This is a genomic window from Pontixanthobacter rizhaonensis (genome assembly GCF_012972675.1).
Taxonomy (GTDB): Bacteria; Pseudomonadota; Alphaproteobacteria; order Sphingomonadales; family Sphingomonadaceae; genus Pontixanthobacter; species Pontixanthobacter rizhaonensis.
The window spans coordinates 1,526,891-1,543,871 of record NZ_JABCRE010000002.1 but is presented as its reverse complement, the minus strand read 5'-3'; the positions used below and the strand labels follow the sequence as shown (position 1 = coordinate 1,543,871).

At 57.2% G+C, this 16,981-nt stretch carries 4 protein-coding genes; all 4 read left to right on the top strand.

What is annotated here, in order from left to right:
- Positions 1-14: 14 nt before the first annotated feature.
- The 4 genes from HKD42_RS07340 (at position 15) to HKD42_RS07325 (ending at position 16,961) form a co-directional block, all read left to right on the top strand.
- Positions 15-1,826 (top strand): ShlB/FhaC/HecB family hemolysin secretion/activation protein, encoded by a 1,812-nt coding sequence (locus tag HKD42_RS07340; protein ID WP_170011771.1) that lies wholly within the window; start codon positions 15-17, stop codon positions 1,824-1,826.
- A 79-nt stretch (positions 1,827-1,905) separates the two neighbouring features.
- A complete protein-coding gene (locus tag HKD42_RS07335; protein WP_170011769.1) occupies positions 1,906-14,535 on the top strand; it encodes an autotransporter outer membrane beta-barrel domain-containing protein in 12,630 nt (4,209 codons plus the stop codon).
- Positions 14,536-14,583: 48 nt separating this feature from the next.
- Positions 14,584-16,026: a cysteine--tRNA ligase gene (cysS, locus tag HKD42_RS07330; protein ID WP_170011767.1), complete on the top strand. Its 1,443-nt coding sequence runs from the start codon at positions 14,584-14,586 to the stop codon at positions 16,024-16,026.
- On the top strand, positions 16,023-16,961 hold the full coding sequence (locus HKD42_RS07325; RefSeq protein WP_170011765.1) for an NAD(P)-dependent oxidoreductase: 939 nt from the start codon (positions 16,023-16,025) through the stop codon (positions 16,959-16,961). The genes cysS and HKD42_RS07325 overlap by 4 nt, the downstream gene beginning before the upstream one ends.
- Positions 16,962-16,981 lie beyond the last annotated feature (20 nt).

Sequence of the window (16,981 nt, the reverse complement as noted above, 5' to 3'; positions counted from 1 at the left end):
AAGACATTCAACAAATGATGATGCGTTCGGGTCGGCAGACCGCAAAGCAAATTGCCTTTTCCGGGATGTCGGCGTTGGCTCTGTTAGGCTGGTCACTACCGGCCTTCGCGCAGGCAGTGACCCCGACCACGCGCGAGGAAATCCAGCGGGACCGGTTGGAAACGCAGTTGCGCACCGAAGGGCAATCGGTCGCCGTCGAAGGCGATATTGAACGGGCCCCTTGTCCGCTTGCTGCTCCGCAATTTGCTGATCTGACATTCACCTTGTCCGCCGCGCAATTCACGGGTCTTGAAGCGATTGATGGGACTGTTGTGGCGCCATCCTATAGCGGCTTGATTGGCCAAGAACTGCCCGTTTCAGCGATCTGCGATATTCGTGACAGGGCCGCGACCATATTGCGCGGAGCGGGGTATCTCGCCGCTGTCCAGGTTCCCGCGCAAGAAATTGAAGGCGGCGCAGTTCGATTTGACGTTGTACTGGCGCGCATGACTGCGGTGCAGGTACGCGGCGATGCCGGGAAGTCTGGCCAGCAAGTGCAAAAGTATATTGACCGGCTGGTGGATCAGCCGGTGTTTAATGTCCACGAAGCGGAGCGGTACTTGCTGCTCGCGCGGGATATTCCCGGGCTTGATGTGCGTTTGGTATTGCAACCCGCAACCGGCGGTGACGGCAGCGTGCAGCGCCAGCCGGGTGAAGTGGTGGGGATTTTCAATGTTACCAACACGCCGTTTACAGCGGATGCCAATATCCAGAATTTGGGATCGCGTTCGGTCGGCCGATTTGGGGGTTTGCTCCGCGCACAATTTAACGGCCTGACGGGATTGGGCGATCAGACCACGCTGAGCTTTTATACAACCTCTGATTTTGAAGAACAACGCGTTGTGCAGGCTGGCCACGAGTTTCGTGTCGGAAGCGAGGGCCTCACGCTGGGCGGTGATTTTACCTTCGCCTGGTCAAACCCCGGCATTGCCGGGCCGGATCTGTTTGAATCCGAAACGCTGATCGGTTCATTATATGCTTCATACCCTTTCAACCGGGGTCAAACGAGCAACCTTATCGGCACATTCGGGGCTGATTTCGTCAATCAAGATGTCGAATTTTCTGGATTACCACTGAGCCAGGACCGTTTGCGGGTCGCATATGGGCGGCTGGACTTCAATATGGTCGACGAACCGAGTTTGCGGGGTGTAGCCGGGTATTCCGGGTTTGAGCCGCGCTGGGCAATCGCCGGTTCGGCAGAAGTTCGCCAAGGCTTTGATCTGTTGGGCGCCAGCGAATCCTGCGGCGCGGGGTTTGTGAATTGCACTGCGGTGGGGGCCATCCCGCTGTCCCGATTGGACGGTGACCCAACCGCCTTTGTCGTGCGCGGACAGGCGCAATTGGATTACAGGCCCACGCCGTTACTGGCTTTTTCTCTCAAGCCGCGGTTCCAATATTCGCCCGATGCCTTGTTGAGTTTCGAGCAGATTTCCGGCGGTAACTATACCTCCGGACGCGGGTTTGATCCCGGTGCAGTGATCGGGGATAGCGGGTATGGCGGTCAGTTGGAAATCGCCTACGGCTCATTGGTCCCTGAAACACCCGGTGGTTATGCGGTCCAGCCCTACGGCTTTTTTGACGTAATGGCGGTCAGCAACAAGAATGTTCCGGGTGATCCGCAAACCATTACCTCTGCCGGTGGCGGAGTGCGGGCCACGCTGGGCCGGTACGGATATCTCGATATTTACGGGGCAGTTCCGTTGGAGCGGGCACCCTTGCAAACGGGGCGCGGTGACGCGCGGATCCTCATGACTTTGACAGTGCAACTGGCCCCTTGGGGACGGTGAGGAGAACAGTAGGCAAAGCCTGCTGAAAGTAACTGATGGTGACTGAATGCGCCAATCTGGGCGCCAAAGGAAAAAGACGATGAGTGTGAACCAGCAAAGCAAAGCGAAAAAGCTTCTATCTGGCCGAGTCCGGCGAAGAGGTTTGCTTGGCACAGGTTCCGCTATAGCTGCGGCAATCGTGCTGGCTGGTATGGGTACTTTTGGCGCGGCCGTCCCGGTGTCGGCGCAAATGGCGCCTGCTTTATCCGGTCCGGGTGCTGCGCAAGTCACGCTGCCTGTTGAGCGTCCGGTTGTACCTCCTCCCAGCGCCGCACCCGTGCGATCAGCGCCAATGCCGATTGCGTCGGAGTATTACACTACGCAGCGCGGTGTCACTCTGGATGCGCCAACTGTTCCTCCGCGTCTGCAACGAACCGCACCGGTGAGGATTTCTGGTTCAGTGACGTTGGATACAATTGCCCCAGTGCGTATTTCTGGGCGCGGTAGCCCGGAAAATGTTCCGCCAGCGCGCGTGTCAATGCCAGCGGATAGTGGACCACCCCCAAAGTCGTTGCCAAAACCGGTGGTTGTATCGACCAAAGCGGCCACGACGCAGCCCAATGGGCTGAGCTTGCACTCGGTCCAGAACACCCCGTTTAACTCGGTCGCGACGACTGATTTTAACACAACCACCAATGGCATCAATGTGCTCGCGCAGGCTGCCTATGATGGCGCTGAGGTGGATTTTCGGCCGGGTATCGCCGCTGACGTTGTCGAGCTGTTCGCGAACGAAGCGATCATCAATTGGACAACTTTTACGGCTGGCACAGCCGGTACGGATGTCACCTTCCTGGGTGCTGGAGGCAATCTCGAATTTACCAGTGCGCAGGGCGATTTTACCGTCCTAAACCGGGTTTTCACTCCGGGGTTTGATAGTGCGATCCGTATCGACGGGGATATCACCAGCACTATTCTGAGCGGCGGCATTACAGGCGGCAATGTCTGGTTCTATTCTGCTGGCGGGATAATCCTTGGCCCTGGCGCCAGCATTGATGTTGGCAGTTTGGTCCTTTCGACCAGCCAGTTGGACAGCATCGATAGCGGCGGCTTCCAAATGAACTTTTTGGGCGCCAGCAGCGCTGATAGCGCGGTGGTTATCGAAAATGGTGCCAGCATTAATGCCAACAATACAAACAGCTATGTCGCTGTGGTCGCGCCGCGGATTGAACAGGGCGGTACGGTTCGGGTAAATGGCGCCGCTGCTTATGTAGCAGCCGAACAAGCGCAATTGACTATTAACAACGGTTTGTTCGACATCGCCGTCGGGTTGGGCAGTGAAGACGCTAACGGAATAGTACACACTGGAACCACTGGCGGAGCGGCCAGTCAGGCTTCGGTCAATGGCAACGGCAGCATCGTCAATGCCGATCGGCACGCGATTTACATGGTTGCTGTTCCCAAGAACCAAGCCATGACCATGCTGGTTGGCGGGTCGGTTGGTTTCGACGCTGCCACGATGGCATCGCGGACCGATAATGGCACCATTATTCTGAGTGCCGGTGCCGATGTCACCACGGATGGTGTGCTGGATAATCCCGGTATCACTATTGAACGCGATACCGCAGTAGCCAATGCGTCCGTGGCGATCGAAAATGCGACACTCGCCTCGGATGTAGAAGTCTATGCCAGTGACACCGTCGATCTCACCCAGCGCGGGTTGAACCCGCAGACGCAGGAATATTCGAGGCTCACAGCCGGCGGCGATGCGCGCGGCGATTATGATCTGAGCATCACCGGAGACAACGCGATTGTCATCGGGGTGCAAGATAACAGCACCATCGATATCGCTGGTGATCTTGTTTTGAGCACCGAAGCAGCTGGTGCCAGCGGCGGAACGATTACCGTTACTGCCAGCAATGAACAGGGTAATTCAGCTGGCGGTCCGCCTCCACCTCCGGCCCCTTCCGATGCCGGTCAGATCAATATTGGTGGCAATTTGATCATTGATGCCAGCGGCAATGGACGAGATGATTTTGCGACTTTCCGCAATAATGGCGGCACAGGCATAGGCGAAGATGCTGCTGGCGGTACAATCACCCTGACCGTTGAAAATGACGGTGCGCTCAATGTTGGCGGCAGTCTGCTGCTGGATGCATCAGGGCAAGGCGGCAAAGGCGAAAACCAAAACGGATCATCCACTGGCGGGCAGGTCAATCTGTCTGTCACGTCGGGTACTCTCGATGTGACCGGTTCTTTGACCTTGGATGCCAGCGGGGTTTCTGCCCAAGAAGGAAAGGACACAGCTGGCGGTTCCGGTTTGCTTGGCAATACAAGCACAGGCGGATCGGTTGTTCTTGACCTTGCAGGCGGACAAGCCACTGCTGGGTCGCTGTTCCTGAGTGTACGGGCAGAAGGGTCGTCCGGAACTGACAATACGGTTGCTCAAGTGACCACTGCTACCGGTGGTTCTGCAAATATTGATGTGACTGCCGGAACACACACATTTGGTACGACATTCGTTGATGCAGAGACGATTTCTGGTGGCAGTTTTGATGCGGTGGGCGTCTCCATCGCCGGTGATGCTGTACGCGGAACGGTAGATGTTGCAGTCAGTGGCACTGACACACTCCTCAGGATCACGGATGATCTGACTATTATCACGTCAACCGCGGGAATTGTCGCGGATACCGGGGCCACGGTTGTCAATGTCACGGCAACTGGAACAGGCGCGGCTGGTGGCTTGACCGTAGATAACGAATTGCGGGTTCAAGCGGTTGCTCAAGATGGGTCTCAAACAGCTGATAATTACGCTGGATCGATCTCTATTTTGGCAGACGATTCATCGATTTCCTTCGGCAGTATCAATCTGGAAACCATTGCATCACCAAGTGGTGCGGCATCGTTCGGTGCCGGGGGCGGTAACGATTTCGTTGCTGGCGATATCACACTAACATCGCAAAATGGCGCTACGATTTCTGGCGGCCGCGGCGATCTGAACGCGCGTTCCACAGGGCAGGATTTGAACGGCGGCAACGGTACGGGCGGCAATATTTTGCTGCAGGCAACTGATGGTACCATCACGTTCACGGACCGGCTCAACACCAATTCAACCGGATTGGGCGGGACAGGCGTCGACGCAGATGGCAACCCAGGTATTGGCCGGGGCGGCAGTGTCCGTTTCGCTCTTTCAGGGGACACGGCCGCTCTGAATTTTGATCGTTTGTCTGCGACCAGCGATGGGGTTGTGTTTTCCTTTAGCGAAGGCGGATTCGGCGGATTCAACGGTTTTGATGGAGATGGCGGCACCGGTATTGCAGGCGCTGTCACCTTTGATCTGACCGGCGGCACATTCGCTGCTGGCGCAGTATCTATTAGCGCCGAGGGACAAGGCGGACCCGGCGGAGATAGCACCAATCTGACCGTAGCACCGCTTTCCGGCGGGCTTACGGTTAATTCCGGCAATGTGGCCGCCATGAATGGCCCCGGCAGCAGTGGTTTGCCCAAGGCCGGGCGCGGCGGCGACGGAACCGGCGGTACAGTTGTCTTCAATCTTGATGGTACTGTCGCAACAATGACCAGTCTTGATGTCAGTGCAGACGGCATCGCTGGTGTCGGCGGATCGGCCAGCATTGATACAAATAATCGCGGCGGTGATGGCGGCGATGCCAGGGGTGGCAGCGCGACCTTCAATGCGCTTTCCGGCTCTTTAACCGTGACCAATGACTTGACCGTTTCTGCCAATGGCGGCGGCGATTTCAGTCGCGGAAATGGCGGATTTGGTGAAGGTACCGAGGGCGGCCAAGGCGGGCAAGCCACTGGTGGCAGCGCGGTATTTAACCTGACCGGTACTGCGACCATTGCGGCGGGTAATGTTATTGTTGATGCAAGCGCATTTGCTGGCAGCGGAGGGGGGTCTGGGCCGACTTTCGGTTCTGTTAGTGCGCCCGGACAATATGCGGGCGATGGCGGTACTGCGACGGCTGGATCTGCTGAATTCAACAGCAGAAGCGGCGCGATCACGTTTGGTACTTTGACCGTTTCGGCCAATGGCGATGGCGGCGATGGTGGTGATAATTTTGGCTTCAGCACCGGCGATGCGGCCGCCAATGGGGGTGTCGGTGGAGATGGTATTGGCGGGATCGCGACCATCAACCTCAATCAAGATGATGCCACCGACCCAACCTATGTCATTGAAGCGACCGGCGAAGGCGGCCAAGGCGGCACCGGGCTTGACGGCGGAAATGGCGGTGCTGGTACCGGCGGAACCGGCAGGCTTAACGTCAATGACGTGGATGTCAGCCTGACCAGTATTACGATCGATTCCTCGGGCATTGGCGGCGATGGCGGCTTCTCTGACGGAGAAGGTGGCAGTGGCGGCAATGGCGGAGTGGCCACTGGTGGTTCCTCCATCCTTGATGTCAACGGCGTTGATGGGCGATTACAGAGTGTACTTGCCAGTACCATCAGAGCGAACGGTCAGGGCGGTGCAGGGGCCGATGGCAATTCACCATTCTCTGCCGGAACCGGCCCGGGGGATGGCGGTGCCGGCGGTGACGGAACGGCTGGTCTGATCCAGATTATTGCAAGCGATGGCGGTGGGCTGGGCCTGTTGGTTGATGGCGGTATTAGCGCAGATGGCACCGGTGGTCGCGGCGGCGACGGCGGCAGCGATTTCTCCGGCGGCTTGACCGGTGATGGGGGAAATGCGGGTTCCGCGACGGGCGGACGGATCGAAGTGCTGGCGCAAACTGCCGGTGTTGTCACGGTAACATCGGTTAGTACCGAAGCGGAATTCAGCGCAGACGCCATCGGCGCACTGGGCGGCAATGGTGGTACCAGTTCCTTCGGCGATTTGGGCGCGCTTGGCGCCAATGGCTCGGCCACTGGGGGCAGCGTATTGTTCTCTGCCGACAGTGTCGACACGGCCATCAATGTGGCAACGGGTCTCACGGTTACCGCAGGCGCTCAAGCGGCATCAGATGCGCGAACCGCCTCTACGGGTGGAGATGCCACCGGGGGCAACGTCACTCTAACGGCGACAAATGATGCAACGATCGGGGTAACCGGCTTCACGCGGCTTGATGCATCGGCCAGCGCAGGATCAGGAACCGCCTCTGCCGGTAATGCGCAAGGCGGCACGGTTGCCTTGACGCTCACTGGGGCCAACGGTGTGTTCGGTACCTTACTGGCAGAAGCATCTGCGACTGGCGGCAATGGCGACCCCGCATTTGGATCACCCGGCGCGGTAGGCGGCAACGCCACTGGCGGCACAGTGACTATTACCTCTGACGCTACTTCGAGCTTTGCCGTGAGCAGTATTACGGCTGGCACATTTGGCACAGCAGGGCGCGGTGGTCAGGGTGCCGACGGCGAAGCCGGTGAAGCTGGCGGTTCTGCGCAGGGCGGTGACGTTACGGTCGATCTGGCTGGTACTATCTCCAACCTTGTCAGCATCAGTCTGAGCAGTTCGGCCAATGGCGGGACTGGCGGCAGAGGTGGTATCACTGCGCAAGGCGGTCTTGGCGGGCTTGGCCAAGGGGGCACGGCCACTGTCAATGTCACGGGGACAGGCGCAGTGTTGTCGTCTTTGACCAGCATGTTCATTGATGCTGGCGGTTTTGGCGGCACAGGTGGTACCGGCGGCGAAGGGGATGATCTCATAGCTGCTGGCGGCGGCGGTACTGGCGGCAGCGGGATCGCGGGAACCGGGGTGTTCACCCTGTCCGGTGCAGGCGCAACATTCGACTTTGACCCGACCATAATATCGCTCACTAGCAGTGCATCTGGCGGGACCGGCGGTGCTGGCGGTGGCAACTTCGCGGGCGGTGTCGCCGGAGTAGGCGGCGCGGGTGGTGATGCAACCGGCGGAACGCTGACAACTCAAGCCAATAGCGGTTCGACAATCGATTTCGCGGGCGGCTCTGTGCCGTTTGTGTTGGCTAGCAATGGTACTGGCGGTGACGGCGGTGCCGGTGGCGGCATTGATATGGCTGCTGGCGGATTGGCTGGCAATGGCGGCATCGGTGGCACCGGCACGGGCGGATCGCCAACGCTGCGCGCGGTTGGCGGAACAATCAATGGGGCAGACGTCTCTCTGACTGCAGTCGGTACGGGCGGCGATGGCGGCGTGGGCGGTAATGACGGCACAGTCGTAATTGGCGCACGCGGAAATGGCGGCGACGGCGTGGGCGGCAGTCCGCTGGTCGAAGTGCTCGAGGGCAGTCCCGGGATCATGAATTTTGGCACTCTTACCTTGCTCGCCAATGGCGCGGGGGGTGGTGGTTTGGTCTCCGGCAGCGATCTCGGCGGACTGGTCACTATGAATGATCTGTCGACCGATCCGCTGGGCGTGATGAGTTTTGCGGCGCTGAATGTTGATGCGTCCGGCTCAGCTGCTGCCGCAGGTGGCGGTTTTGTCATGAATGGCGGCAGCGGCGCGACCACGGTGACTGGCAATGTTGCGATCAATGTTGCGGGCGATATTGTTTATAATTTTGACGGTAACGGCCAACTGATAGTTGGCGGTACAACGTTGCTGGACACAGACGCCAATATCATCATCACCCATACCAACAATGGCGGCAATGTGCTGTCTATTGACAGTGCGGGCCGCTTTGACGCGCAAGCAGACGGCAATTTCACATCCACAGATAATGCGATCATCAGTAGCGACAATACTCTGTCTTTAGATGTGCTGGGCAACATCACAGCGCATGATGTACGCGGTGTGGGCGATGTGCGGATTAATGCCGGACAGAATGTCATTCTCAACAACGCGACTGTTTCAGGAGCGCCGACCGCTTTCGTTGGCGGTGCGGGGGTCACGGTCTTTAGCGGCCTGACGGTTCAGGCGGGTTTGCAAACTGGTGGCAGTATCGACGAGTTCGACCCGAGCTTCAGCGCCAGTATTACGGGCGATGTCACCTCAACCGGTTTTGTAAATATCAATGCGGGCGGCAATGCCACATTCGTGAACGGCGCGAACGTTATTTCCGATAACGGGATTACTGTCTTCACTGGCGATGATATTATTGTCCAAAATGGCGCACGGATTGAGGCTGGAGCCAATGCAGCTGGTCCGGCAAATACGGCCAATCCGTTTGGTGGCGGAAATAATCTGACACTCGCTGCCGGCGAATTGATTGATACCGGGCAATTGCTAGGCAATGGCGCGACACCGATTGCGTCAATCGTTGCTGCAGGTGATATCATCGCGAACGACTTCGCGGTTGTGATGACGGCGAATGCGGTGGATGGGCTAGGTGGATCAATCGACGCAAGCTCTGTTTCGATTGATATCGACAATGCACCCAACGCAGGTGATCCCCAAAGCAATGATGCCGGTTTGCTCAGCGCGAATTGTCTGGAAGGCACAGTATGCCTCGGTTCAATTTCGTCAGACAACAGAATCGCGATTGGGCAGAACAGCAATAATGACGTGATCAGCCTGACGGTTGAACAAGCCAGCGTGGCCGCTGATGATATTCTGATCACCATTCGCGACAATATCGTGATGGGCACGGACGGAATTCCGACGGCACTTGCAGCCACCAACCAGTTCCTGATCACCAGCCTGACAGGTGATATCGATCTGCGTGATGCGGTTGTAACCAGTGACCAAATCTTGATCGACGCCGCTGGCAGCTTGCTCGGCACAGGCTCGCTCATTTCCAGCAATGATATCGGCATTGATGTGGGGCAGAATATCAATCTGGCTCTGATCGATACGGACGGTCAATTGACGACTGTTGCCGGTGTTGGCGGTGCGGCAGAATTTGAATATGCAGTACCCGGTAGCATCAATGTAGATCAATATGATCTTGGCAACTTGAATGTGCGGATTGTCGCTGGCGGTGATAACAGCTTCGGCGCCATCAACATTAACGGTACCCGCAGCATAACATTGATCGCGAGCAACACTGCCGCTGGGGATGTATTCCTTGGCACCGCAAGTGGTGCAAACGATATTGATCTGGTCGGTGATAATGTCGGCTTTACCGATCTCACTGCCGCACGTTTCTTAAGGCTGGATGCACAAGCAGGCGGGATCACCGGCGGAACGCTGACATCGGCCAGCCTGATGGATTTGCAGGGCAGCTTCATCAGTGTCGGGGATATCAATGCCGGTGGCAGCCTTGATGTCGATGCAACCGCGGGCAATCTGACGGTTGGCACTGTGTCAGCAGGTGCAGTCGCCACATTTGACGCAACCGGTGATGTAACTGTCGGTGATGTCACCGCGACGGGTTTCGGCGCACGTTTTGATGCGGGCGGCGACCTGGTCACTGGCGCAGTCACCACCACCGGCACCGTCGCAGATGTGTTCCTGATCGCTGGCGGCAATATCGCTTACACCAGCATCAATGGCAGCCGTTTGGTGACCATTAATGGCGGCGCGGTGAGCGGGGGCAACGTTACAGGTGCGGGGCAGGTCGATATTGAAGGCGACAGTCTGAATGTCGGTGATGTTCGTTCCGTAGGGGGCTTTGCACTGCTTGAATCCACCCTGGGCGATGTGGTGGCCGGAAATGTCACCGCAGACGCGTTCGGGGTCAATGTGACATCTGCCGCCAATGCCAATGTTGATACTCTAACAGGGCGCGGTATCACGCTGATCACCGCCGGAAATGCTCAAGTTGGCGATGCCAATTCCAGTGGTAGTTTGACCTTCACCGTAGATGGTAATCTGACTTCCGGTGATCTGGACGCGCAAGCGACCAGTCCGGGTATGACCGTGACGGTTGGCGGTGATGCGGATATTGCCGGGGCCAGCAGCAATGGCTTGCTGACCGTAAATATAGACGGCGCATTGACCGGGGGTGATTTCACTTCTGCCAGCCTCAACCGTTTGACCGCGGCCAGCATCGATATTGATGGCGCTGGATCGACCGCTCAATCGGTTATTGTGAATGCGACGGGCGGTGACGCTGTGATCGGCGCGACAGGTTCCTTGTTCGGAACGACAGTGACAGCAACCGGCGATGTCGATGTTGGCTCTGCCACAAGCGGGACATTCGTTACGCTACGCGGCGACAATGTGACGTTGGATAGCGGCGATGTCGGCGGTAATTTGACCTTGGATGCTACAGACGGAGATTTGGCCGGAACAGGGACAGTCACTGTGGGCGGCGCGATTGATCTGGATGCCTCCGGTGATATCGGCTTTGGCAGTCTGGAAGCGCAAAATGGCAACTTTACCGCTGATGCAGGGGGCGCCATCGACTTTACCGGCGCGGTTGCCAGCGGAAACATCCTGTTTAACGCAAATGGTGCAATCAATGGCGGTGATCTGGATGCAGGCGGTACGCTTGATCTCGATGGCGGTGATATCGCCGTTGGTGAAGCCAGCGGCACCAATATCGCTTTCACCAGCGCAGCAAATATCCTGTTCGACAGCATCACATCACCCAATGCGATCACGCTGAGCGCGCTGAACGGGACCATCGGTGCCAATAATGGCAATGGCGACATTGACAGCGATGATGATGTCACGCTGACAGCGCAAGCGATTGCTGTTGGCAATATCACATCGGACGGTTCAGTCTCTGCCAATGCCACAGCGGGCGATGCCAGCTTCGGCATAGTCGATGCGGCGAACGACATCACCATAACTGCCAGTGGCAATCCATCGCTCGTCAATGCGATCAGCGGCGGCGACACCAGCATCACTGGCGCGGCGGTTACTTTCAATAACGGGGCCATTGGCGGTGATTTGTCGCTGACAGCGACAGCCGGCAACATTGATGGCAATGGCGCGGTCACAGTGGCAGGTGCCATTGACTTGACGGCTGCCGGCTCTGTCGGTTTCGGTGATCTGGACGCTCAGGGCGGCGATTTCACAGTCAATGCAGGCGGTGCAATCAATCTTGGACGAGCCTCTGCCAGCGGTAATATCGACTTTACTTCCGGCGGGGCGATTGGCGGAACTGCTATTACCGCCACGGGTACGCTGGATATTGATGCCAGCGCAGTTGATGTTGTTACGCTCAGCGGGACCGATGTCACAATCGGTGCGGCGGACATAGCCTTTGGAACTGTCACGGCAACCGGTGCGGCCGATCTCAATGCAATCAATACTGTGCGCGGCGGTGTAATTGACGCGGGCACATCTGTACGGCTGCGCGGGGACGATGGGATCACTCTGGATAGCGCCACAGCGGGTACTGACTTTGATATTGCAACGGCGGGTGTCTTAACTGTCGGCAATGCTGGCCTCAGTGCCGGAACCGACATTGTGATTGATGCCGTGGTTGCCAATTTGGGTACCTCAGCAGCGGATGGTTTGATCGATGTCACCGCGACAGAAATCACCTTTGACGCGCTGACTGCGGGCACAACGATCACTCTGAATGCGACCGATCCGACACTTGCCAGCAGTCCATTTGCGGGCCTTGGCGATATCAATGGAGGCGCATTGACAGCCGGGCTGGGGGCAAGTTCTGTCACTGCTTTCCGCAATATTGTTACGGGCGCGATTGAGGCTGCCGGTAGCTTGCAAATGAATGCAGGCAACGATCTGACCTTCACCACCGCCGATGTGCAAGGCGGCGATTTTGAGGCCGATGCTGGGGGAAGCATTGCATTTACGAGTGTCGTGGCGGATCAGGCCGCGACAATATCTGCTGGACTGAATGTTATTGGTACTGGCGATGTTCAAGCGGGCACAACCCTTGCCATCAGCGGCCAGAACGGCAGCGTTTCTGCCAATGATCTTATTTCCGGGCTGGGCATCAATATCGATGCTGGCACGACTGCGACGTTCAATGATGTCACTGCTGGCACCAGTGCATTGCAGATTGATGCGGGCGATGATGTCACGATCCGTGATGTGATATCCGCCAGCGATGCCTCGATTAGCAGCGGCGGCGATGTTGTTTACCGCGATGTGACGGTCACAGGCGATGCCGGATTTGTCTCTGCCGGAGCGATTACAGGCAATTCTATTGATGCCGGACAAAACATTGTCCTGTCGGGCGATAATGGCGGCGCGATTACCGCAGAAAGCCTCGTTGCTGGTGTCGGCATTGATGTGAATACAACCGGAATGGTTGCGGTGACAGATGTGGAGGCACAAGGGCGGATCGAGATTGAAGGCGTTACCGGTGTTACGATTGACACTCTGACCGGGGACACTGTTCTGCTTGAAGCTGCGGATGGCGCAATCGCCATTGCAGGCAATATATCTGCGAGTGGCTTGGTTGAAGCGGAGGCTGAGGAAATATTGCTCAACGCCTCAGATGATTTGAGTGTCGCAGCCATCGCAACAGGCGGAGATATCGATATCACCGTTGGCGGTAATCTGGATGTTCAAGGGGCGAATGCTGCTGGAAATATTACTCTGGTCAGCGGTGGGTCCACTGCAGTCAACGCTGCGGTTGGCCCGCTTACCACTGCGCCGCCGCCTGGGTTCCAAGGAACGCAGCAGATTACGACAACCAATGGCGGAAACATATCGATCACTGCCGCAACCGATATTGTTATCAGTTCAGATGTGAATGCGGCGGGCGATCTTACTATGGATGCCGGTAATCTTATTGACTTGCAGGCGACCGCAGCAGGACGGACGATTGCGACCAATTCTGCGGATATGAATATTGCCACATCAGGCGCGCTTGGGCGTAGCGATACGACTGACGAGATCGTGATCAGTACCGATGGGGATATCGCCTTGGGCGGACTGCCCGGGGCCACGTCAATCGGGTTCACTTTGGATAATGACGAGTTCTCCCGCATCCATAGCGGCGGCGATCTGACAATTTCTGCCAATGCCGGACCTAATGGTGGCGGGAATATCACTGTTGATGTTCTGGACGTCGCCGTCGCGGCTGGAGCCGGCACGCCGACAGATGGAAACATCGCCAACTTTGGTGGGCTATTCTTGGAAGCGGATGATTCAGTTTTTGTGAACGGAAATATGACCGTCACCGGGGCTGGGCCGGATAACTTCGTCGGGATCGATGCCGCTAATACCGTAGCTATAGGCACAGACGCAGGGAATATTCGTCTGCAAGACACGGCAGGCAATATCGCCGGTGCTTTGGGTATCACAGCCAGCACAATCACAGCTATCAGCAGCACCGCGGAAGCGGATATCGCCGGCAGCAGTGTTGCGGATATCGATATTCGTTTGGGGCAAGTCGATAATGCCCGTCCGGATGGATTTATTCAGGCAGACAGCGTGACACTGAATGTCGATGGCAGCGTGCTTATTCAAAATAGCGGCACCGGCACCGACTTTGCTGATAGAGCCGGAATTACAGCCAATGATTTGTCGATCAGTGCGACGGATCCTGCGGCTGCCATTGTGATCAATGGCGTGGTTGGCGGCAATACCGGCATTGACGCTATCGCGGTCACGGGCGTTCCATCTTCGTTTGATACAGCGTCGACCATCAACGGGTGCGTGATCGCCAATCCAGCGAGCTGTGCCCCGACCCCGACGACACCGACAAATCCAACCACACCAACCAACCCCAATGCTCCTGCCGATCCAGATGATGGAACGATCCAGGAATTGATTGATACGCAGATCGATCCAGCGACACCGCTGCCCGATAGTCTGGCGTCGATCGTCGTTGAATTCCGGCAAAATCCGGAGCGCGAACGGGACCTGCTGATTGATGAACCCGTCACTGGTGCCGGTAATGACGATCTGTGGATCGGTGAGGATGAATGCGCACCGGGAGACGAAGCGTGCTTTGCCGGAGAGGCATTGGAACCCGCTGAATAGCAGTTGATCTCTTGACCCGCTGCCACGTGCATGTGCATGGCAGCGGGCATGAGTAACACTCCGCTTCAGCTATTCAACAGCCTCACCCGCAGCATTGAAACTTTTGCCCCGGTCCATCCCGGAGAAGCGCGCGTCTATAGCTGCGGCCCGACGGTCTATAATTATCAGCATATCGGCAATATGCGCGCCTATGTCTTTGCCGATACGCTGGGGCGTACGCTGCAATGGAAGGGTTTGAAACTCACCCATGTCATCAACATTACTGATGTTGGCCACCTCACGTCCGATGCGGATGAGGGGGAGGACAAAATGGAGAAAATGGCCGCGCGTCAGGGGAAATCTGCGTGGGACATTGCGAAATTCTACCAAGAAGATTTTGAGCAAGACCTTGCCCGGCTCAACGTCCAACCCAAGGCGCATCCCCGCGCAACCGAATATGTTGATGAGATGATTGCCTGGGGCAAAAAGGTTGCCGACAAGCACTGCTATGAATGCGAAAGCGGGCTCTATTTCGATATCACGACTGTCGAGGATTATGGCCGTCTTGCCCGGGCAGTGACCGAAGATGGGGAAAGCCGGATCGATTCCGTAGCTGGCAAACGCAACAATGCCGACTTCGCCATTTGGCGCAGGACACCGGCTGGCGAAACGCGGCAGATGGAATGGGACAGCCCGTGGGGCAAGGGCGCTCCTGGTTGGCATCTGGAATGCTCGGTGATGGGCGAGAAATTGCTCGGTTTCCCGTTTGATATTCACACCGGCGGGATCGATCACCGTGAGATTCATCACCCGAATGAAATCGCGCAGAACCAAGCCTTTTGCGGTTGCGGCGGTTTGTCCGAAGCGGCCAATTCCGGCGCGCGTATGTGGATGCACAATAACTTCTTGGTCGAACGTTCCGGCAAGATGTCCAAGTCGAGCGGTGAGTTTCTGCGGCTGCAATTGCTGCTGGATAAGGGATACCACCCGCTCGCCTACCGTATGATGTGCTTGCAGGCGCATTATCGGAGCGAGCTGGAATTCAGCTGGGATGGCCTCGGTGCGGCGCTGACGCGTCTTAAACGCATGGTGATGCAAGCCGAACGCTTGGCAGATGCTGTGGCGGGTGATCCTTCGCATCAAAAATTCGTGCCTGCCTTAGAGAAATTCGATGCCGCGATGTCGGACGATTTGAACACAGCCATCGCTTTGACGGCACTGGAAGAGGCGCTGGCGGTTAAGAAAGTGGATGCTGGCATCAAACGTGCTGTGATCGAACAGATGGACAGCGTTCTCGGCCTCAACCTGTTTGATCTGGCGCGCACCGATTTACGTATCCGGCCCAAGGATGCGCAGATTACCAGTGAGGAAATCGAAGAAGCCATCGCCCGCCGCAAAGCGGCACGTGTGGAGAAAGATTTCGCAACGTCCGATGCCATCCGCGATGAATTGTCTGCCAAGGGCGTGGAACTGATGGACGGTGATCCGTTGGGATGGGAGTGGAAACTGTGACCAAAGCTGTACTCAGCGCCCTGATCCGCCCGATGCTGGAACCGCATTTGCCGCCCTCTATCGATGCGCATTTCTTTACTTCGGTTGAGGAGCTGCATGCGCTTGCTCCAGAGGCGGAGATTGGCTGGTTTGATCTCGACGATAAAGAACCAATGGCCGAAGCAGTTCGGCTCGCAGAGAATATGAAATGGTTCAATTCGATCTATGCGGGGCTTGATTTTCTGCCGCTTGATCTGCTGCACCAGCGCGGCACGCGGATCACCAATGGCGCGGGTATAAATGCGGTTGCCATCGCGGAATATGTGGTGATGGGCATGCTCAACATCGCAAAGGATTACCGCACTGTCGTGCGCGCGCAGGAAAAGCATGAGTGGCTGATGGATTCGCCGGGCAAGCTGGAACTTGTCGGAACCCGCGCGCTCTTGCTCGGCTATGGTGCGATAGGCCAGCAAGTGAAGCCGCGGCTCGAAGCTTTTGGTGTCGATGTGGTGCCTGTGCGCCGTTCCGCAGCGGATGGCGCCTTGGGTCCGGATGAGTGGCGCGATCAATTGGGCGAATTTGACTGGGTGATCCTGGCAGTGCCAGCAACCGATGAGACCGACGGTATGATCGGGGCGGATGAATTGGCCGCGATGAAGGACAGCGCCATATTGGTAAATGTGGCGCGCGGGACGGTGGTGGATCAAGAGGCCTTGATTGCAGCTTTGGAAGCCAAATCTATTGGCTCCGCATTGCTCGATGTGACCACGCCGGAACCTCTCCCGGCTGACAATCCTTTGTGGACCCTCGATAATGCGCATGTCACGATGCACCTGTCGGGCCGCGCGCAAGCCTCCATGTTTCGCCGGTCGGCGGAACGTTTTGTCAAAAATCTCCAAGCTTATGTCGCCGGAGAGCCGCTACACCCTGTGTTCGATCCGGTGCGCGGATACTGATACGCAACCGCCTGACTGTT